Origin of the sequence: Streptomyces sp. NPDC059851, from assembly GCF_042732005.1 — a bacterium.
In the GTDB taxonomy this organism is placed as follows: Bacteria; Actinomycetota; Actinomycetes; order Streptomycetales; family Streptomycetaceae; genus Streptomyces.
Genome location: NZ_JBHWJJ010000013.1, coordinates 59531 through 77734, shown reverse-complemented (window position 1 = coordinate 77734; position 18204 = coordinate 59531). Strand labels below are relative to the sequence as shown.

At 75.1% G+C, this 18204-nt stretch carries 17 protein-coding genes; 7 read left to right on the top strand and 10 right to left on the bottom strand.

Translation table 11 applies throughout. The features are described 5' to 3' along the window. Positions 1–130 precede the first annotated feature (130 nt). Complete coding sequence (locus ACFV7Q_RS06795; RefSeq protein WP_385424526.1) at positions 131–829, bottom strand: hypothetical protein; 699 nt, start codon at positions 827–829, stop codon at positions 131–133. A gap of 168 nt (positions 830–997) precedes the next feature. Between ACFV7Q_RS06795 and ACFV7Q_RS06790 the strand changes: the two genes are divergently transcribed. After that, on the top strand, positions 998–1693 hold the full coding sequence (locus ACFV7Q_RS06790; protein ID WP_385424452.1) for a copper homeostasis protein CutC: 696 nt from the start codon (positions 998–1000) through the stop codon (positions 1691–1693). A 30-nt stretch (positions 1694–1723) separates the two neighbouring features. Here the strand turns inward: ACFV7Q_RS06790 and ACFV7Q_RS06785 are convergent, their stop codons facing one another. After that, positions 1724–3886 (bottom strand): HelD family protein, encoded by a 2163-nt coding sequence (locus ACFV7Q_RS06785; RefSeq protein ID WP_385424450.1) that lies wholly within the window; start codon positions 3884–3886, stop codon positions 1724–1726. A 345-nt stretch (positions 3887–4231) separates the two neighbouring features. Between ACFV7Q_RS06785 and ACFV7Q_RS06780 the strand changes: the two genes are divergently transcribed. After that, a complete protein-coding gene (locus tag ACFV7Q_RS06780) occupies positions 4232–4426 on the top strand; it encodes a hypothetical protein (RefSeq protein ID WP_385424447.1) in 195 nt (64 codons plus the stop codon). 152 nt (positions 4427–4578) lie between these two features. Then, positions 4579–5475 carry a glycosyltransferase 87 family protein gene (locus ACFV7Q_RS06775; protein WP_385424444.1) on the top strand — a complete coding sequence of 299 codons (897 nt, stop codon included), beginning with the start codon at positions 4579–4581 and terminating at the stop codon, positions 5473–5475. Here the strand turns inward: ACFV7Q_RS06775 and ACFV7Q_RS06770 are convergent. Then, the gene (locus ACFV7Q_RS06770) at positions 5433–7076 is read right to left on the bottom strand and encodes a DNA repair helicase XPB (protein WP_385424441.1); all 1644 of its coding nucleotides are present in this window, start codon (positions 7074–7076) and stop codon (positions 5433–5435) included. The two genes, ACFV7Q_RS06775 and ACFV7Q_RS06770, sit on opposite strands and share 43 nt — an antisense overlap. A 165-nt stretch (positions 7077–7241) precedes the next feature. Here ACFV7Q_RS06770 and ACFV7Q_RS06765 point away from each other — a divergent pair, with 165 nt between their 5' ends. After that, on the top strand, positions 7242–7709 hold the full coding sequence (locus ACFV7Q_RS06765) for an N-acetyltransferase (protein WP_385424438.1): 468 nt from the start codon (positions 7242–7244) through the stop codon (positions 7707–7709). Positions 7710–7786: 77 nt separating this feature from the next. Here ACFV7Q_RS06765 and ACFV7Q_RS06760 read toward each other — a convergent pair whose 3' ends face one another. From ACFV7Q_RS06760 to ACFV7Q_RS06750, 3 genes are all read right to left on the bottom strand, one after another. Beyond that, a complete protein-coding gene (locus tag ACFV7Q_RS06760) occupies positions 7787–9067 on the bottom strand; it encodes an LPXTG cell wall anchor domain-containing protein (protein WP_385424435.1) in 1281 nt (426 codons plus the stop codon). Between the two features lie 328 nt (positions 9068–9395). Continuing rightward, entirely contained in the window at positions 9396–10019 is a 624-nt protein-coding gene (locus tag ACFV7Q_RS06755) for a DUF4291 domain-containing protein (RefSeq protein ID WP_385424432.1), read from the bottom strand. Between the two features lie 185 nt (positions 10020–10204). After that, complete coding sequence (locus tag ACFV7Q_RS06750; protein ID WP_385424429.1) at positions 10205–12742, bottom strand: helicase C-terminal domain-containing protein; 2538 nt, start codon at positions 12740–12742, stop codon at positions 10205–10207. Between the two features lie 96 nt (positions 12743–12838). On the opposite strand from ACFV7Q_RS06750, the gene ACFV7Q_RS06745 reads away from it, so the two are divergent. Both ACFV7Q_RS06745 and ACFV7Q_RS06740 read left to right on the top strand, forming a co-directional pair. After that, entirely contained in the window at positions 12839–13801 is a 963-nt protein-coding gene (locus tag ACFV7Q_RS06745; RefSeq protein ID WP_385424426.1) for a hypothetical protein, read from the top strand. A 617-nt stretch (positions 13802–14418) separates the two neighbouring features. After that, positions 14419–15099, top strand: a complete 681-nt coding sequence (locus ACFV7Q_RS06740) for an HAD family hydrolase (protein WP_385424423.1) — start codon at positions 14419–14421, stop codon at positions 15097–15099. A gap of 57 nt (positions 15100–15156) precedes the next feature. On the opposite strand, the gene ACFV7Q_RS06735 is transcribed toward ACFV7Q_RS06740, so the two are convergent. Then, positions 15157–15423, bottom strand: coding sequence for a hypothetical protein (locus tag ACFV7Q_RS06735; protein ID WP_385424421.1), 267 nt, complete (start codon positions 15421–15423; stop codon positions 15157–15159). 187 nt (positions 15424–15610) lie between these two features. Here ACFV7Q_RS06735 and ACFV7Q_RS06730 point away from each other — a divergent pair, with 187 nt between their 5' ends. Next, a complete protein-coding gene (locus tag ACFV7Q_RS06730) occupies positions 15611–15994 on the top strand; it encodes a cold-shock protein (RefSeq protein WP_385424419.1) in 384 nt (127 codons plus the stop codon). A 72-nt stretch (positions 15995–16066) separates the two neighbouring features. Here the strand turns inward: ACFV7Q_RS06730 and ACFV7Q_RS06725 are convergent, their stop codons facing one another. From ACFV7Q_RS06725 to ACFV7Q_RS06715, 3 genes are read right to left on the bottom strand one after another with little or no spacing between them, the layout of a single operon-like run. Continuing rightward, complete coding sequence (locus tag ACFV7Q_RS06725; RefSeq protein WP_385424416.1) at positions 16067–16948, bottom strand: 1,4-dihydroxy-6-naphthoate synthase; 882 nt, start codon at positions 16946–16948, stop codon at positions 16067–16069. Further along, positions 16914–17660: a futalosine hydrolase gene (locus tag ACFV7Q_RS06720; RefSeq protein WP_385424414.1), complete on the bottom strand. Its 747-nt coding sequence runs from the start codon at positions 17658–17660 to the stop codon at positions 16914–16916. Before ACFV7Q_RS06720 ends, ACFV7Q_RS06725 begins: the two co-directional genes overlap by 35 nt. Before the next feature lie 16 nt (positions 17661–17676). Beyond that, entirely contained in the window at positions 17677–18162 is a 486-nt protein-coding gene (locus ACFV7Q_RS06715; protein WP_385424411.1) for a DUF2771 domain-containing protein, read from the bottom strand. Between the last annotated feature and the right edge of the window lie 42 nt (positions 18163–18204).

The following is an 18204-nucleotide window of genomic DNA, read 5'->3' as shown; positions in this document are numbered from 1 at the left end:
TTCGGGGACGTCGGGGGCTTCGGGGACGTCGGGGGCTTCGGTGACTTCGGCGGCTTCGGGCATGTCCTTCACGAACCGGCCCGAAGTGGATCTCATTCCCGGGGGTGGTGGCAGCCGGTTCCCCCGTGGCTCAGGACCCGGCTTCCGGAGCGGTCAGGTCGGCGAGTTCGGCGGCCAGGTTGCGGCGGGCCCGGGCCTCCCAGTGAGCGGTGCCGTGCGGGGTCCGGAAGAGCCGGGGCAGGTCCAGCAGTTGGCGCAGGACGGCGGCCCGGCCGGCGCGGAAGGCGTCCTCGGGGACGAAGCCGTACTCCTCGCGGACGGCGGTGACGTAGGCGGCGTACGCGTCCGGGTCGCCGGCGAGGACGGCCAGGTCGGCGTCGCAGAGCACCTCGCCGTTGGTGTCGCCTGGGGCCGGGTCGTGGGTGACGGTGAGCCGGACCAGGCGGGTCACCTCGGCGGTGAGGGACTCGGGTACGCCAAGTTCGCGCAGGGCGCGCTCGGCGAGGGCGGCGCTGCGCTCCTCGTTCTCGGAGCGGTCGGGGCGGTAGACGGCGTCGTGGAACCAGGCGGCGAGCTCGACGGCGGCGGGGTCGGCGGCGTGCGCGGCGAGGACGTCGATCCGTTCGAGTACGTCGGCCAGGTGCGCGGTGGTGTGGTGCCGGCGCTGCGGTTCCGCCCAGGCGGCGAGGAGGCGGTCGGCGTAGGGGGCGGGGTCCCGGTCGGCGGGGGCGCCGGCCGAGGCGGCGGTCGCCCGCCAGCGGTCGCGCAGCCGGGCGGTGGAGGCCGCGGCGGCGGCAACGGCGGCAACGGCTTCCGTGTCCGTGCCCATGTCCTCGCCCATGCCCGTGTCTGTGTCCGTGTCCGTGTCCGTGTCCGTGTCCATGCGGACATTGTGGGGTGGCGTGAAGGTGCTGGTGAAGGGTGGGGGGAGGACCGTACCCTTGATATTGGACTAGACCTATTTTTCCTATCAGCAGCTTTCCCGAGGAGTGGCCCAATGAGCAACCGTGCAGTCCTGGAGGTGATCGCCCTCGACGCGGAGGACGCGGTCGCGGCCCAGGCCGGTGGGGCGGACCGACTGGAACTGGTCAGCGACATGGCCGCCGACGGGCTGACCCCGTCGCGCGAGACCTTCGCGGCGATCAGGGCGGCGGTCGACATCCCCCTGCGCGTGATGCTCCGGGCGGCGGACGGCTTCTCGGCGGGATCGGCGGAGGACGTGGACCGGCTGGCCGCGCAGGCCCGGGCGCTGCGGGCGGAGGGGGCCGAGGAGTTCGTCCTCGGGTTCCTGGCCCCGGACGGCGGCCCGGACCTGGCCGCCATCGAGGCGGTCACGGCGGAGCTGGCCGGCTGCCGGTGGACCTTCCACCGGGCCGTCGACCGGGCCGTCGACCGCGACCAGCTGCGCAAGGCGCTCGCGGACCTGCCCGGGCTGGACACCTACCTGACGGCCGGGTCGGCGGCGGGCGTCGAGGAGGGCCTGCCGGTGCTGCTGGCCGAGGCGGCGCGGCGGGGCGAGCCGGGGTACGGGGCGCAGCTGCTGGTCGGCGGCGGGCTGGTGCTGGAGCACCTGCCGGTGCTGCGCGGGGCCGGGATCGACGGCTTCCACATCGGTGGTGCGGCACGGCCGGCCGGGTGGGCCCACCCGGTCTCGGCGGCCGCGGTCGAGGAGTGGCGCACCGCCCTCTCCTGAGGGCGGTGCGGCCGCGCCGCGCGGCCCGGTTCAGGCGGCCAGGGCCGGCGGCAGCGGCGCGGCGTGGAGGGCGGTCAGGCCGGAGACGGCGCGCGTGAGGCACACGTACAGGCGGCGCAGGCCGGTCCGCTCGTCCGGTTCGCCGTCGACGATCGCGGCGGGCTCGTCCAGCACGACGTAGTCGTACTCCAGGCCCTTCGCGAGCGACGCCGGCACCAGCGTCAGCCTGGTCCGGGCGGTGGTCTCCTCGCCCGGTGACAGCCAGGCCAGGCCGGCCGCCTCCAGGGCCGAGGCCAGTTCCGGGATCCGGGCGTCGGCCGCGATCAGGCCGATCGAGCCCTCCCGCTGCAACGATTCCCGGCAGGCGTCCACCACCGCGTCGGTCAGCTCCGCGGCCTGCGCGACCGGCGTCACCGCCAGCGAGCCCGGGGTCTCACGGACGGACGAGACCGCCGCCAGCCCCGGGGAGATCGACGGTAGCAAGCGGGAGGCGTACGCGATCACCTCGCGCGGCACGCGGAAGCCCGCCGTCAGCTCCTCCAGCGCCGCCTCCGGCTTGCCCAGGTGTCCGAGGGCCTCGGCCCAGTCGCGGGTCGCCCACGGCGTGGTGCCCTGCGCGAGGTCGCCCAGGACGGTGGCGGAGCCGGTGGTGCAGCGGCGGCCGACCGCCCGGTACTGCATGGGGGACAGGTCCTGCGCCTCGTCGAGGACGACATGGCCGAGCGACGGCGTGCGCTCCACCAGGTCGGCCGCCTCGTCGATCAGGACGAGGTCCGCGGGCGACCACTTCGCCGACTTCACGCTGCGCGCCGGCTTGGCCCACAGCAGGAGCTGCTGCTCCTCCTCGGACAGGATCCCGTCCGCCTGTGCGGCCAGGAACGCCGCGTCGGACAGCAACCGCAGGACCAACTTCGCCGGGTCCACGGCCGGCCAGACGGCCTTGACCAGGGCCTTCACTGCGGCGTTCCGCGCGACCGAGTCCTGCACCCGGTCGTCGGGCGCCTCGCCCGCCTGTTCCATCCGTACGAGCACGGAGTGCGCGACGCGCTGTGGCAGCGCGTCGCGGGCGGCCCCGTAGCGCATGTCCCGCTGCTGGAGCTCCGCCACGATCTCCTGCAGCTCGTACGCCGGGACGCGCCACCGGCGCGAGCCGCGGACCACCATCAGGGCCTCGGCGGGCTCGGTCACGTGCGAGCGGACCGCGCGGCGCAGCACCTCGGCCATGCGGGCGTCGCCCTTGACGACGGCGGTGGCGGCGGCGTCGGCGCCGCGGACCTCCAGGCCGTCGCGGGTGACCAGGTCCTCCACGGTGGCCTGCTTGACCTCCAGCTCGCCCAGCGCGGGCAGGACCTGCTCGATGTACTGGAGGAAGGACCGGTTCGGGCCGATGACGAGGGTGCCCGTGCGGGCGAGCCGCTCGCGGTGCGCGTACAGCAGGTAGGCGACGCGGTGCAGGCCGACGGCGGTCTTCCCGGTGCCGGGACCTCCCTGGACACAGACGGACCCGGACAGCCCGGAGCGGACGATCTCGTCCTGCTCGGGCTGGATCGTGGCGACGATGTCGCGCATCGGGCCGACGCGCGGCCGCTCGATCTCCTGCTGGAGCAGTTTGCTGACCGCGGCCGCCTCGGCGGGGTCGGAGAGGTGTTCGTCCTCGTACGCGGTGAGCTCGCCGCCCGTGTAGCCGAAGCGGCGGCGCAGGGCGACGTCCTGCGGGTCCTTTTTGGAGGCCCGGTAGAACGGTTGGGACACGGGCGCGCGCCAGTCGATGACCATGGGGTCGCCGTCGGCGTCGTGGACGTGGCGGCGGCCGATGTAGAACTGCTCGCCCTCGGCGCCCTCGGCGAGCTCCGCGCCCGGGGCGTGCAGGTAGTCGAGGCGGCCGAAGAAGAGGGGCGTGTGGGCGAGGTCGGCGAGGGCCTTGATGCGGTCGTCGATCTGGGCCTGGAGGACGAGCGCGTTGACCCAGTTCGCGGTGACGTCGCGGATGTCGAGGGCCTCGACGTCCGCGCGCATGGCGCGGAGGGCGGCCCGGGAGGCGGCGAGGTGGGCCTGCTCACGGGCGAGGGGGTTCCCCTCGGCGGGTGCGGGTGCGGGTGCGGGGGCGGGGGCGGGGAACGCGGTCGGGGCCGGGCCCGGGCCCGGTGCGGGTGCGAGGGCGGGTGCGGCGGGCTCGGGGGCGTGCGCGGGCACGGGACTGCCTCCAGCGGCGGGTCTGCGGATCGGTGGCGTGATCGGTTGCGCGGCCGGTGCGGCCCCGCGTGCCCGCCGGTTCCGGCCGGTGGGCGCTCTCCCCGAAACGGCGGCGGGAGGCGGCAAGAGCGGAGATTGTAGTCAGGGCACCAGCGCGACGCGAACGGTTTTTCCGGGCCGGAGGTTCCGGGCGGGCCGTCGTCCGTCCGGGTGTCGTACCCAGGTGCGTCAAACCTCAGAGTGGGCCCCCAGGGGCGGCATTGGACGACAGGCGTAGGCGGGGCCTCCGGCGGTTCCGTCCCAGGAGCGATGCGCGGGGTGGGCCCCTGCGCGCACCATGGACTCATGAGCACCGCAACCTTCACTCCGGTCCACGGTGGCCGCCCGAGCGGCGCCACTGCCACTTCCGACAACCGTCACCGCCACCTCGTCGGCAACGTCCTGCGTGCCGCGAAGGTCTTCGCCGCGGCGGCCGTGAGCGTCGTCGTCTTCGGTGAGTACGGCGAGTACGGCGAGGACCCGGGCGTCATACGCCGCTGACCGGACGGCGGCCGGCCCTGCCCGCCGCCGTCCGCCGTTCCGGCTGGTTCCGCTTCGGCGCATCCCGGCTTCCGGGCCCGGCAGCCCCGAGAGGCCGCCCCGCTGGCCGGATACCGGCGGGCTCCCATCGATGATCGATTAGGGTCACGCCCGTGATCCGGCGCCTCCACCCCCTCCCTCCCCTCCCCCTGCCGTCGCCCCTGGCCGGCGTGCTGGTCACGGGTCCGCTGCTCGCCCTGGGCGTGCTGTGCATCGTCCTGCGCATTCCGGTTGCCGACGCCCTAGTCGACGCCGTCGCCGGGGTGCCGGGAACGGAGTGGCACCCGCCCGCCGCCTACCCGCCGTTCGCCGCGATCCTGTTCACGCCGGCCGTCTGGCTGCCGCCCGGTGTGCTGAAGGCCGTCTTCGTGCTCGGCAACGCCGGCCTGCTCGCCCTGCTGGTCCTGCTGTCCTGCCGCCTCGTGGGCCTGCGGGCCCGGCCGGGCGCGGTCCTGGCCGCCACCACCGCCGGGCTGTGGGCCGAGCCGCTGTTCCAGGGGCTGCTGCCCGGGCAGGTCAACCTTGCCCTCGCCTGCCTGGTCCTGTGGGACCTGGGCCGCCGTGAGGCCGCCCTCGGCAAGGGCTTCGCCCTGGGCACGGCCGCCGGGATCATCCTGACCCCGGCGGTGTTCGTCCCGTACCTGCTGCTGACCGGGCGGATCCGGGCGGGGCTGACGGCGCTGGCAGCGTTCACCGGCACCGGGCTGCTGGGGCTGCTGGTCCTGCCGCAGGAATCCGCCGTGTTCTGGGACCACCTGCTGAGCGCGGCCGGCCCGGCCCTGCTGCTGTACTGGCCACACCTGTGGGTCTGGGCCGTTCCCCTGCTCGCCTTCCTGGCCCGCCTGAGCCGCGCGCCCGGGCCCGTACCCGTGCTGCCGGCCGTCCCCGTGTTGCCGGCCGTCCCCGTACCGCCGGCCGTCCCCGTTCCGCCGGGCGGACCAGCACCCGGCGGTGTCCGGCCGCAAGGTCAGTCGCCGGCGAGGATCTCGTCCGCGTCCATGATCCGGTAGGCGTAGCCCTGCTCGGCCAGGAACCGCTGCCGGTGCGCGGCGAAGTCCTGGTCGATGGTGTCGCGCGCGACGACCGAGTAGAACCGGGCCTCGTGGCCGTCCGCCTTCGGGCGCAGCACGCGGCCCAGGCGCTGGGCCTCCTCCTGGCGGGAGCCGAAGGTGCCGGACACCTGGATGGCGACGGTCGCCTCGGGCAGGTCGATGGAGAAGTTCGCGACCTTCGACACCACCAGCACGCTGATCTCGCCCTCCCGGAAGGCGTCGAAGAGCTTCTCCCGCTGCGCATTGGAGGTCTCGCCCTTGATGACGGGCGCGTCCAGGTGCGCGCCGAGCTCGTCGAGCTGGTCGATGTACTGGCCGATGACGAGGGTCTGCTCGCCGCGGTGCCGGCGCACCAGGGCCTCCGTCACCTTCCGCTTGGTCGCCGTCGTCGCACAGAAGCGGTACTTCTCCTCCGTCTCGGCGGTCGCGTACGCGAGCCGCTCCGACTCGGTGAGGTTCACCCGGACCTCGACGCAGTCCGCCGGGGCGATGTAGCCCTGCGCCTCGATCTCCTTCCACGGGGCGTCGAACCGCTTCGGCCCGATCAGCGAGAACACGTCGGATTCCCGCCCGTCCTCACGGACCAGGGTGGCGGTCAGGCCGAGCCGGCGGCGGGCCTGCAGGTCGGCGGTGAACTTGAACACCGGCGCCGGCAGCAGGTGCACCTCGTCGTAGAGGATCAGGCCCCAGTCGCGGGAGTCGAACAGCTCCAGGTGCGGGTAGACGCCCTTCCGCTTGGTGGTGAGCACCTGGTAGGTGGCGATGGTGACGGGCCGGATCTCCTTGCGGGTGCCGGAGTACTCGCCGATCTCGTCCTCGGTGAGCGAGGTCCGGCGGACCAGCTCGTGCTTCCACTGCCGGGCCGAGACCGTGTTGGTGACCAGGATCAGCGTGGTCGCCTTGGCCATGGCCATGGCCCCCGCGCCGACCAGGGTCTTGCCGGCGCCGCAGGGCAGCACGACCACGCCCGAGCCGCCGTGCCAGAAGCCCTCCACGGCCTGCTGCTGGTAGGGGCGCAGGGCCCAGCCGTCCTCCTCCAGCTCGATGGGGTGCGCCTCGCCGTCGACGTACCCGGCGAGGTCCTCGGCCGGCCAGCCCAGCTTGAGCAGGGTCTGCTTGATCTGGCCGCGCTCGGACGGGTGCACGACCACGGTGTCGGCGTCGATGCGGGCGCCGACGAGCGGGGTGATCCGCTTGGACTTCAGGACCTCCTCCAGCACCGGCCGGTCGGTGCTGGTCAGCACCAGCCCGTGCACGGGGTGCTTGGAGAGGGTGAGACGGCCGTAGCGCGCCATGGTCTCGGCGACGTCGACGAGCAGGGCGTGCGGGACGGGGTAGCGGGAGTACTCGACGAGCGCGTCGACGACCTGCTCGGCGTCGTGCCCCGCGGCGCGGGCGTTCCACAGGCCGAGCGGGGTGATCCGGTAGGTGTGGATGTGCTCGGGCGCCCGCTCCAGCTCGGCGAAGGGCGCGATGGCACGGCGCGCCGCCCCGGCGAGCTCGTGGTCGACCTCCAGGAGGAGGGTCTTGTCGCTCTGGACGATGAGAGGCCCGTTCACAGACGTCCCTTTCCGGCGTCGGGTGGCCGCCCGGGCGCGGGCGGCCAAACCTCCAGTCTGCCGCATCACCGCGCGGTGGTGGCGGTCCACGGGCCACAGGGCCGCCGGGGCGCCGGTCGGAAATTCGGTGGCGGGCTGCGGCGGGCCGGTGCCTAGGGTCGGGGCATGAGCGATCAAGCGGCTTTCGTGCCCGATGACTTCGACGTGCCCCTGGAGTTGGCCGGGGAGGGGTTCCGACTGGAGCCGCTCGGCGAGCAGCACAACGAGCGGGATCTGGCCGCCTGGGGCGGCAGCATCGCGCACGTGCGGGCCACGCCCGGGTTCGGGGGGAGCAAGTGGCCGCCGGAGGAGGGGATGTCCGCCGAGGACAACCGGCGCGACCTGGCCCGGCACGCGGGGGACTTCGCGGCCCGAACCGGGTTCACGTACAGCGTCCTGGACGGCGACGACGTGATCGGCTGCGTGTACGTCTACCCGGCGAAGGAGGGCGGCAGCCCGAGGCCGGTGCACGTCAGCTCCTGGGTGCGGGCCGACCGGGCGGCGCTGGACGAGCCGCTGTACGAGGCCGTCTCCCGCTGGCTCGCGGAGGTCTGGCCGTTCGAGCCGGGGCGGGTGGTGTACGCGGCCCGCTGAGAGCAGGGGCGCGGTACGACCGCAGGGGCCCGGCACGCGCCAGCGTGCCGGGCCCCTGCGCGGTGCGGATGCCGGGATCAGGCCCGGCACGCGGCCTTGCGGCGGCGGGCGCCGAGCCAGACCGCGGCGCCACCGGTGGCGACCAGGGCCGCGGCCAGGGCGGAGTACAGGCCGGTGTTGGAGCTGGCGCCGGTGTTCGCGAGGGTTCCGGAGGAACCGGTGGTGGTCGTGGTGGTGGTGCCCGTGGTCGCCGCGGTCGTCGAGGCGGACGCCGACGGGGACGGGGAAGTCGAGGCGGACGGGGACGGGGAGGCGGAGCCGCTCGGCGACGGCGACGGGGAGGTCGTGGTGGGCGGAGCCAGCTCGATCTTCGTGTCGACGCGGTCGAACGCCCAGGTGTTGCCCTGGGCGAACCCCACCTCGGCGATCGCGTTGATCTGGGTGGCCTTGGTCAGCTTCGCCTTCGGGCCGAGCTTGATCTGCAGACGGGTGGTGTGCTCGCCCGAGGCCGCACTGAAGCTCTTCGTGATTTCGGGAAGCGTGAAGCCGTTGTTTCCGGCACCGGGCTTGACGTCCTGCCAAGCGGTGCCGGCCTGGGCAGCCCGCACCTGGACGTCGGGGGTGGCGCCGTCGGGGGTGTGCAGCGTCAGCTTGGTGGCGAGCGCGGTGTTGAACTCGCCGCCGCCGGTGACGCGGTACTTGACGTTCAGCTCGCGGCAGTCGGGCGCCGTGCTGCCCTGGCAGGGGCCGATGCCGCTGATCGCGGTCGTGAACTTGCCGACGTGGGCGGGCGTATCGGTCTTGAAGGTGCGCGAGGCCTTGCCGGCTGCCGGCACCTCGTCCTTGTACGACGAGGCGTCCAGCGTGAGCTCGCCCTTGTTGGTCGGGTAGCTCGCGCCGAGGCCGACGGTGACCCTCCACGTCAGCTTGCGGCCGGCCGGCACTTCGAAGCCGTCCTTGCTCTTGTCGGCCGGGTAGAACGTGGCCTGCCAGCCGCCGTTCTGCTGGCCGATGGAGGACTCCGTCGGCGGGGCGTCGATCGGCTCGATCTTGAAGGTCACGTCGCTCTTCTGCAGCAGGCCGGGGCCGGCGGCCAGACCGTCGATCCACGGGTGGAAGGCGCGCGCCTCGTTCGACGGGTTGGTCACCGTCAGCTCGAAGGCCTCCGTCGCGCCGCCGCGCTTCAGCGGGCCGCTCGGTACCTCCGGGACGCTCATCGTGATCTTCAGTGCGCCGTTGTCCTCGGCCGTAGCGGCGTACGCCGACAGCGGCATGAGGGCGGTGCCGGCGACTGCGGCGACGACGGCGGTGGCGGCAGCGGCGCGGACGCGGCGGCGGGCGGCGGTGCGAGCGGGCATGTGCGGATTCCCCCCAAGGAACCAAACGGGCAGGCGCTCCGTGTGGAACGGGCGCCGGCGGGAAGGCGACGGCGAAGTGCGCGCAACGGCCGCGGCAGAGTGCCGGGCCGGCCGGTGAGGCGGTGCGGGTGGTGCGGGTGTACGCGGTCTCGTGTGCGGGCCGCTACTGCTACTACGAAGTACTGATCTTCACACAAGCCGTACGGGCGATGCATCCCTCATGTGTCACTGCTCTGCAACAGAACCTCGGGAGCCATTCCCATCCCCCCCGGCCTGCGCTAACAGGTATGAGAGGCTCCGCTTCCTGCCCTGCCCGACGGCCGTCCGGTCACGCCCCGAGGTGCGCCAACGAGCCCGCCGGATAGGGGGTCTCCGCAGGCAGCAGGGCCCGCGCCGCGGCCTCGTCGCCGGCCCGCACGAGGGCGTGGATCTCCCGCGCCAGCGGCGTGACGTCGCGGATGGAGACCGTCCACTCGTCGGCATACGCCCGCGAGGCCGGCCCGGACAGGCCCAGCTGGAGCGAGCGGTGCGGCAGCGGGTTCAGGTGCAGGTCCCGCTCGGGGTCCCACTGGACGCGGGCGGGGGAGTCGCGCAGGGACCGCTGCCAGGCCTCGCGGTCGGGGTGCGTGCCGGGCTCGTAGTGCGACAGGCAGGCGCGGCGCAGGGCCTCGTCGAAGCCCTCGCGGGTGATCTCGACGGCCAGGACGGTCTCCTGGTCGGTCTTCGTGGCCCAGCCGCAGCGGTACATCATCCACAGGAACGACGGCTTGATCCACGTCATGCGCTCCCGCTTCCAAGCGGCCGGGAAGCGGCCGTCGCGGGCCGCAGGCAGGCCGAGGTGGGGCGCGTACGCCTGGTAGACGGTGATGGTGGTGTCGGTGTGGGCGGCGCGGACCTGCCGGTGGGGCGCCGTCTGCACCTGCGCGGCCCGCGGGGGCGTGCGATCGGACATACGGGTCAGCCTGGGCCGTGGACCCCAGCGTCGGCCACTGGTTTTCGCCGCCCGCGACCGCTGGGCGCTCCGCGGGAAGCGTCGCGCCGGGCCGTGATCGTCTGCGGGCCCGGTGTGGCCGGTCGCGCAGTCCCCCGCGCCCCTTCAGAGCGCCGGCGAGCCGCAGTCGACTCCGTCACGGCGGCTCAGAGGTGTTCCTCCTCCAGCTCCGCGACCCCGGTGATGCGGTGCAGGGCGTACGTCCGTACCTCGTCGGCCGTGTGGTCGTAGCCGGTGACGAAGCCGCCCTCCACCCGCACCGGGGCGATGACGCGCTGGCTCGCCGCCCCGTCCGCGTTCACGTAGCCGATCCACACCGCCGACCCCGTCAGCGCGGCGGCCTGGACCGTGGCCAGGGTCTCCGCGGCGCTGGTGCGCGGGAGTTCCCCGGGGGCCGGCGCCGCCGCGGACCCGCCTGCCGTGGCGCCCGCCGGCTCCTTGCGCACCGCCGTCGCCGCGTGGTCGCCGGCGCGGATGGCCCGTACGGCCGCCCCCAGCAGCGTCTCGTCCGGCACCGGCGGCCCCTCCGGCACCGGTACGGGCCGTGCCCGCGGCGGGGTGCGGCGGGCGTCGGCCCGGGCCACGAGCACATCACCGGTGTGGGACTCCGCGGCCGGGGCGTAGCCCATCGCCCGCAGGCCGTCGAGCAGGGCGGTGGGGTCGGCCTGCGCGGCCAGCACGGTCGGGGCGAGGCGGCGCAGGCCCAGCCCGGCGGACCGCTTGTCGGCCAGGATCTCGTTCAGCATGCCGTCGTCGTCGCAGCGCACGTACGAGGACGCGGCCCCCACGCGCAGGTGCCCGTGGCGTCGGGCCACGTCGTCGATCAGGTACGCCAGCGGCTGCGGGACCGGGGTGGTGCTGTGCTCGGCGAGGAACGCGTGCAGGTCGGACGCGGTGCGCCCGGCGTCCAGGGCCCGCCGGACCGAGCCGGGCGTGAACCGGTAGACGGTCGCCCCGCCCTTCGACTCCACCTCCGCCAGCACCGCCAGCACGTCGCCGAGCGGCCGGCGCAGCGGCCCGGGCGCCACCGCCGTCAGGTCGGCCTGCAGCAGTACGTGGTCCACCGGCTCGGGCAGCAGCGGGGCCAGCAGCGGCGCCGGGTCGCGGTGCTCCAGCAGGGCGCGGCCGGGCGCGGAGAGCGCGCCGCGGCCGGTCACACCGAGCGCCTCGGCCTCGATGAGCGCGAACCGGGCGAGGCGGGCCCACAGTTCGCTGGTCCCGCGGACCGGCCGCTCCCAGGCCAGCCGGTCGAGGAGGACCTCCGGGTCGGGGGAGCCGCCTTCGGGGAGGGCGGCGAGGAGTTCCAGGACCCGGCGGCGCACCTCGGGGGCGCCGGAGCGGTCCAGGCCGGGGCCCAGGGCGGCGAGCACGCGGCCCTTAGGGTCCTGCTCGCCGACCATGCCGGCGGTGCGGGTGGCCGGCAGCCAGGCAGCGGCCAGGGCAGACCAGCGTTCGGCGGGCGGGAGTTCCAGCCAGTCGTCGAAGGCGGGGGTGGGCGCGTACCGCTCGTCGGCCTCGCCGTCGCTGGCCAGCAGCCCGGCCGCGTGAGCGAGTTCGACCCAGAACGCGGCGGTCGGCTCGTCGGTGCCGAGGACGGCCGCGGTCCGTTTGAGGTCGCGTACGGACAGCCCGCCCGAACGCAGCACCGGCGGGCCGGCCTGCTCCCAGGACTTCACCAGCTCCTCGACGGTGGCGAGGGCCGCCAGGGCCTGCCCGGCCGCATTGGCGTCCACGAGCTGTGGACGGTGCTCGTGCTGCGCCGCCACCTGCGGCGCGAGCGGCTCCGGGGTGCGGTGCGCGAGACCGCCCCGGAGGTACAGGGCCACCTCGCGCGGCAGCACCACGGTCCGCGGCGACACCGGCAGCAGCAGGCCGCGGTCGCGCAGCCAGCGCACGGGCGGCGCCGGATCCGGGGTGACCTCCCCGTACGGCGGCCCCCACACCAGCCGGTCCAGCACCTGCCGGGCCTCCGGCGGGGCCGCCTCCAGCAGGGCCGGCATCCGCGCCGGGTCGGTGAACAGGCCGGTCAGCGCCGCCACCGCAGACACCGGGTCGTGGGTGGCGGGCAGCCCGGCCGCCGCGACGATCTCCTGGATCCGGGTCGGGGACATACCCGCGGTGGCCTCGGCGACGGTCGGGCCCAGACCGGTGGGTGAGGGGCGGGCGGCGGACGGCGCGAGGAGCTCGCGGGCCGTGCGGACCAGCCGCAGCCGGTCGTCGTCGCCCCATACGAGGGCCTGGTCGCGCAGGGTGGCCAGGGCGCGGGGGAGCTCGGCGCGGGCTCCGTTGTCGGCGGGCGCGGCGGGCGCGGCGGGCGCGGCGGGGGCTGCGGGGGCTGCGGGGGTGTCCTCCGGGGTGTGCGCGCCGGCCAGCAGCGACTCCAGTACCTCGTACGGGCACGGGTCCGGGGCCACCGCGAGGGCCTCGGCGGTCTGCAGCGCGAACCGGTCGAGCCGGTCCAGGGCGCGCACCACCGAGGCGCGGGTCCCGGCCCGGGTCGCCAGCTGCGTCACGTCCCCCGGCACCGGGCTCAGCAGGTCCGGGCGGGCGTGCAGCAGGGCGGCGAGCGCCGCGTCGTCGCGGGCGCGCAGCGCCTCGGCGAGGGAGCGCGGGGCGCTGCTGCTTGCTGTGGCGCTGCTCGGCTCACGCACGGTCGCCTCCTGGTCGCGTCGGCCGGTCCCCATCCGGCCAACGTTATCCGCTGCGCCCTCGGCGGCTCCACGGGCCGCACGCGCTACCTTTCGGAAGGGCGGTACGGGGCGGCACGGGAGGAGCCGGGCATGGGGATCGAGAGCGACCACCTCGTCTACGCGTATCTGAGCCGCGTCGGAGACTTGGCGCAGCAGCGGCACATGCCCTCCGGTGACCGGATGCGGCTGGTGGCGGGGCTGCGGGACGAGATCGACCGGCGGCGCGCCAAGTACGAGCCGGAGACGCCGGACGCGGTCCGCGGCATCCTGGACCGGATCGGCACGCCGGAGGACGTCCTGGACGGTGCCGGCGCACCCCCGGCCGAGGCGCCGGAGCCGCGGGCGGAAGCCGGGGCGGGGGCGGTACCGGCCCAGCGGGGCCCGCGCGCTCGGCCGCAGCCCGCGAAGGGCGCGGCGGGCGGGGACGAGCCGGACTGGTGGCGGATCCCGGCGAGCCCGTACGGCGGCGGACTGCGGGACGGCGGGCCGCAGGTGGAGGGCTTCACGGGCGGGATCGAGATCCCGGAGCTGTTCGCCCGTCCGGAGGACCTCAAGGGCACGGAGCAGCGGGGCGAGGAGACCGGGGCCGGGGGCGGCACCGGGGCCGCACCGGAGCAGACGCTCGTACGGTTCCTAAGGGAGCGGTGGCGCGCGAAGAAGTCCACCCCGGCGGCGGAGGAGGCCCCTGCCGGGGCCCCGGCGGCGGGCCCGGCACCACGCCCGAAACCGCACGCCTTCCTCCTCCTGGCCGCGGCCGTCCTGGTGGCCGGAGCCGTGGCCGGCTCGTGGTTGCTGCTGATCGGCGGGTGGGCGCTGGCGTACGCGTCGCGGGTGCTCGGGCCGACCGAGCGGAAGGCGGTCGTCTTCGGGGTGCCGGGGGCGGTGCTCGCCGGGGCGGTGGTCTGGCTGTGGGGCCGGCTGGAGGGGCGCTGGGGTGCGCCGCTGACGGACGAGGGGCTGGGCGGCGTCTTCCAGGGCATGTGGCCCTGGCTGGCCCGCGCCGCCGCCGTGGCCTCGGCCGCCTACCTGATCTGGCGTTCCCGCCGCCGCTGACCCCTCCGGGCCCGCCGCGCCGAGGGAGCCGTACCGGGACGTCCGTCCCTCCGGAGCCCGCCCCGTCCCTCCGGAGCCCGCCCCGGCCCTTCGTGGCCGGCCGCACCCGACCCAGTGCCGGGCTCGGCCCTCCCCGACCGGTCCCGGCCGCTCGACCGGGTCGTGGCGGGCTCCGCTGCGCGGAGCTGCTCGCCGTCCGTCCCCGTTTACCGGGGCTCGGCCCCCGGTCCCCGCGCCGGCCGTGCCGTCCGCCGTACGGCCGGGGCGGTGGGGCATGGCGCCCGGTCGTGCGCCGTGCGGCGCGACAGCATCGGGGCGGAGCCCCGGGGAGCGACCGACGGCCCCGTTGGGGCAGCCGTCGCCGAGCGGCCCGGCACGGGTCCGGGGCGGAGCCCCGGGAATCGGTGAAGGGGCGGGGCGGGGAGCGGCTCCGCGCAGCGGCACACCGCTGCTACCGCAGCGGGTCGGCAACGCCCAGCGGCACGAGCACGGCGCTGCGGGCCCTCCAGCCCCCGGGCGGCCCCGGGGTGGGCCGGCCGGTGGGTCCGGGGTGTTCGCCCCGGGTTGGGGGTGGGGTCGCGGGGGGTTCAGCTCCGGCGGGGGCCGCCGTCGGCAGAATGGCCGGCATGACCTCCCAGACCTCCGCGCCCGCCGTGGCCTCCGTCCCGCTGACCGTCGGGTTCGACCTCGACATGACGCTCATCGACTCGCGTCCCGGCATCAAGGCCGCCTACCAGGCGCTTTCCGCCGAGACGGGGACGTTCATCGACGCCGACGAGGCGGTCACCCGGCTCGGGCCGCCGCTCGACCAGGAGCTCGCCCACTGGTTCCCGGAGGCGGAGATCGAGGCCATGGCGGACCGGTACCGGGAGCTCTACCCGGCGTACGCCATCGAGCCGACGCGGGCGATGCCCGGTGCCCGGGAGGCGATCGCGGCCGTGCAGGAGCTCGGCGGCCGGGCGATCGTGGTCACGGCCAAGCACGAGCCGAACGCCCGCCTCCACCTCGACCACCTCGGCATCCGCCCGGACGCGGTCGTCGGCTGGCTGTGGGCCGAGGCCAAGGCGGAGGCGCTGCGCGCGTACGGGGCGCAGGTCTACGTGGGCGACCACGTCGGGGACGTACGCGGCGCCCGGACCGCCGGCGCGCTGTCGGTGGCGGTCCCCACCGGACCGTGTCCGGAGCCGCAGCTGCGGGAGGCGGGCGCGGACGTGGTGCTGCCGGACCTCACCGCGCTGCCGGACTGGCTGGCGGAGTACGTCCGCAGCAGCCGCACGGTTCCGGCCCAAGCGGGCTGAGCCGCAAGCGTGCTGTGCCCCAAGCGGGCTGAGCCGCACGTGCGTTGAGCCTGCGGTTCAGTCCTCCGCAGGGCCCGCTGTCGCCGCGCGGGCGGCCCGCCGCTGGGCCGCCGCCGAGCGGAGCACCCCGGCCGCGGAGATCGCGAAGCCGACGCCCATCAGCATGCACATGGCCCACGCGTACGACGGCAGCGGCTCGGTGTGGAGGAACAGCGGGGCCATCGTCGCCAGGGTGGCCACGGCGCCGAGGATGAAGACGATGCCACCGGCCCGCACGAGGCCGTCGCCGGGCCGCGGTTCGTCGGTGTGAGGAGTAACAGTCACCCGACCAGGGTAGTTCCCTGGCCTGAGCAGCCGACAGCGGAGAGCCGGCGAAGGACCGGGGAACGTCTTGTCACCTGCCCATCGCCCACTAGCCTGGAGTCGGCGGGTCACCCATGGCCCGCTGCGCTGCTATCCGGAGCCGCCGCGGCGGCCGCCCGGACCCGACGAGCAAGGACAGAGGACAGACGTGCCCACCGGCAAGGTCAAGTGGTTCAACAGTGAGAAGGGCTTCGGCTTTCTCTCCCGAGACGACGGCGGGGACGTCTTCGTCCACTCGTCGGTACTCCCGGCCGGGGTCGACGCACTCAAGCCCGGCCAGCGCGTCGAATTCGGCGTCGTCGCAGGTCAGCGCGGGGACCAGGCCCTGTCCGTGACGGTGCTCGACCCGACGCCGTCGGTGGCTGCCGCACAGCGCCGCAAGCCGGACGAGCTGGCCTCGATCGTGCAGGACCTCACCACCCTGCTGGAGAACATCACCCCGATGCTGGAGCGCGGCCGCTACCCCGACAAGGGTCACGGCACGAAGATCGCCAACCTGCTCCGCGCCGTCGCCGACCAGCTCGACGTCTGACGCTCCGACGCGTCTGATCGTGCCCCGCCGCTCCCGCGAGTGGCGGGGCACCGTCGTTCCCGACGGCCCGGTCTACGGGAAGGCCAGCGCGTCCGGTGCGATGGCCGGGACCAGCCCTTCCGCCGCAGCCCGGGTGAGCAGTCCGCGCACCGCCGCGTAGCCGTCGTCGCCGAGGTCGGCGGTGAACTCGTTCACGTACAGCCCGATGTGCTGGGCGGCGACGGCCGGATCCAGCTCCTGCGCGTGCGCACGCACGTACGGGCGGGAGGCCTCCGGGTCGTCCCAGGCCATCCGGACCGAGGTGCGGGCCGATTCGGCCAGCGCCCGCAGGGTCTCGGCGCCCAGCGACCGCTTGGCGATGATCGCGCCGAGCGGGATGGGCAGGCCGGTGGCGTTCTCCCAGTGCTCGCCCATGTCGGCCAGGCAGTGGAGCCCGTAGTCCTGATAGGTGAACCGCGCCTCGTGGATGACGAGCCCCGCGTCCACCCGGCCGTCCCGCACCGCCGGCATGATCTCGTGGAACGGCAGCACCACGACCTTCCCGACGCCGTCCGGCAGCACGTCGGCGGCCCACAGTCGGAACAGCAGGTAGGCGGTGGAGCGCTCGCTCGGCACCGCGACCGTCCGCCCGGCCAGGTCCAGCCCGGGGTCCCGGGCCAGGACCAGCGGCCCGCAGCCCCGCCCCAGTGCCCCGCCGCACGGCAGCAGCGCGTACTCCTCCAACACCCACGGCAGGACGGCGTACGACACCTTCAGCACGTCCAGCTCGCCGCGCTCGGCCATGCCGTTGGTGAGGTCGATGTCGGCGAAGGTGACGTCGAGGGCGGGCGCGCCCGGCACCCGTCCGTGCGCCCACGCGTCGAAGACGAAGGTGTCGTTCGGGCAGGGCGAGTAGGCGATCTTGAGCGGGTGCGCCCCGTCAGGACGCGCGGCCGTGCTCAGGTCGGTGCTCATGGCGTTCTCCCCAGTGGACGAGTACGGGCCCCAGCGCGCGGAATCCCGCGGTCAGGGCGGCCAGCGCTTCCTCGATGCGCCAGGCGGCCCGGTCCCGCGGCCCGACGGCATTGGACACGGCGCGGATCTCCAGGACGGGCAGCCCGTGCGCCGCGGCGGCCTCGGCGACCCCGAAGCCCTCCATGGCCTCGGCCCCGGCCTGTGGATGCCGGGCGGCGAGCTCGGCGGCCCGGTCGGCGCTGCCGGTGACGGTGGAGACGGTCAGTACGGGCGCGAGCAGTGCCCCGGTGGCCTCGGCTGCGCGGGCGGCGAGCTCGGCGGGCGGCAGGTGTGCGCTGCGGCCGAAGCCGAGCTCCTGCACGCTCAGGAAGCCGTCCGGGGTCGCGGCCCCGAGGTCGGCTGCGACGACCGCGTCGGCGACGACGAGCGAGCCGGGCGGTGCGGCGGGCTGGAAGCCCCCGCCGATGCCGGCGGAGACGACGAGCGCGTAGTCGGCCAGCGCGAGGGCCGTGGCCGTGGCGGCGGCGGCCGCGGCGGGGCCGACACCGGCGACGAGCACGTCGGCGGCGAGGCCGGGCAGGTCGCGGCGGGTGAGGGGGTAGCCCCCGGGGAGCGCGCGCGGCTCCGGCGTGGCGGGGTCCGGGTGGGGTGTGAGTCCGGTGGCGACGGAGTCTGCCTCCGCCGCCACCGCGGTCACGATGAGCGCGCGCACGGTCGCCTGCGCGGGGTTACTTGAGCTTGATGTTGTAGGCCCAGACGGCGAGGGGCTTGCCGTCCTCGCTGACCTGGACGATGTTCAGCTTCTTCGAGGACGGGGCCTCGCCCTGGCCGCCGGTGGCGAAGATGTCGGCGCCGGGGAAGCTGCGGTAGGTGTTGGAGGACGGCTCGGTGATCGGCTGGCCGTCCAGGACCGCCTGCCAGCGGTTGCCGTCCTCGACGATCTCGGGCTCGACGCCCAGACGCAGGGTGTCACCGCGGCCGTACTCGACGGTCTTGGCGTCCTTCGCCTCGGTCAGGCACTCCTGGACCTTTTCGATGGACAGCTCCGCGCTGTCCCGGCAGACGGCTTCGGCGGACACCGACGAGGTGCCGACCGTCACGGTCGCCAGCGGCGTCGGCTTGTCGCAGGCGGAGAGGACGAGGAGGCCGGCGGACACGGCTCCGAGGGCCGCGACGCTGCGGCGGCCCTTACCCGAGATAAGCGGTGCGGTCATGAGCCGAAGGCTATCGGGCCCATGGGCTCCCCCGCCGCACGG

Coding starts and splice junctions, on each gene's coding strand:
- ACFV7Q_RS06795 (WP_385424526.1), bottom strand. CDS start 829: ATGGGCACGGACACGGAAGCCGTTGCCGCCGTTGCCGCCGCCGCGGCC.
- ACFV7Q_RS06790 (WP_385424452.1), top strand. CDS start 998: ATGAGCAACCGTGCAGTCCTGGAGGTGATCGCCCTCGACGCGGAGGAC.
- ACFV7Q_RS06780 (WP_385424447.1), top strand. CDS start 4,232: ATGAGCACCGCAACCTTCACTCCGGTCCACGGTGGCCGCCCGAGCGGC.
- ACFV7Q_RS06765 (WP_385424438.1), top strand. CDS start 7,242: ATGAGCGATCAAGCGGCTTTCGTGCCCGATGACTTCGACGTGCCCCTG.
- ACFV7Q_RS06760 (WP_385424435.1), bottom strand. CDS start 9,067: ATGCCCGCTCGCACCGCCGCCCGCCGCCGCGTCCGCGCCGCTGCCGCC.
- ACFV7Q_RS06755 (WP_385424432.1), bottom strand. CDS start 10,019: ATGTCCGATCGCACGCCCCCGCGGGCCGCGCAGGTGCAGACGGCGCCC.
- ACFV7Q_RS06750 (WP_385424429.1), bottom strand. CDS start 12,742: ATGGGGACCGGCCGACGCGACCAGGAGGCGACCGTGCGTGAGCCGAGC.
- ACFV7Q_RS06745 (WP_385424426.1), top strand. CDS start 12,839: ATGGGGATCGAGAGCGACCACCTCGTCTACGCGTATCTGAGCCGCGTC.
- ACFV7Q_RS06740 (WP_385424423.1), top strand. CDS start 14,419: ATGGCCGGCATGACCTCCCAGACCTCCGCGCCCGCCGTGGCCTCCGTC.
- ACFV7Q_RS06725 (WP_385424416.1), bottom strand. CDS start 16,948: ATGAGCACCGACCTGAGCACGGCCGCGCGTCCTGACGGGGCGCACCCG.
- ACFV7Q_RS06715 (WP_385424411.1), bottom strand. CDS start 18,162: ATGACCGCACCGCTTATCTCGGGTAAGGGCCGCCGCAGCGTCGCGGCC.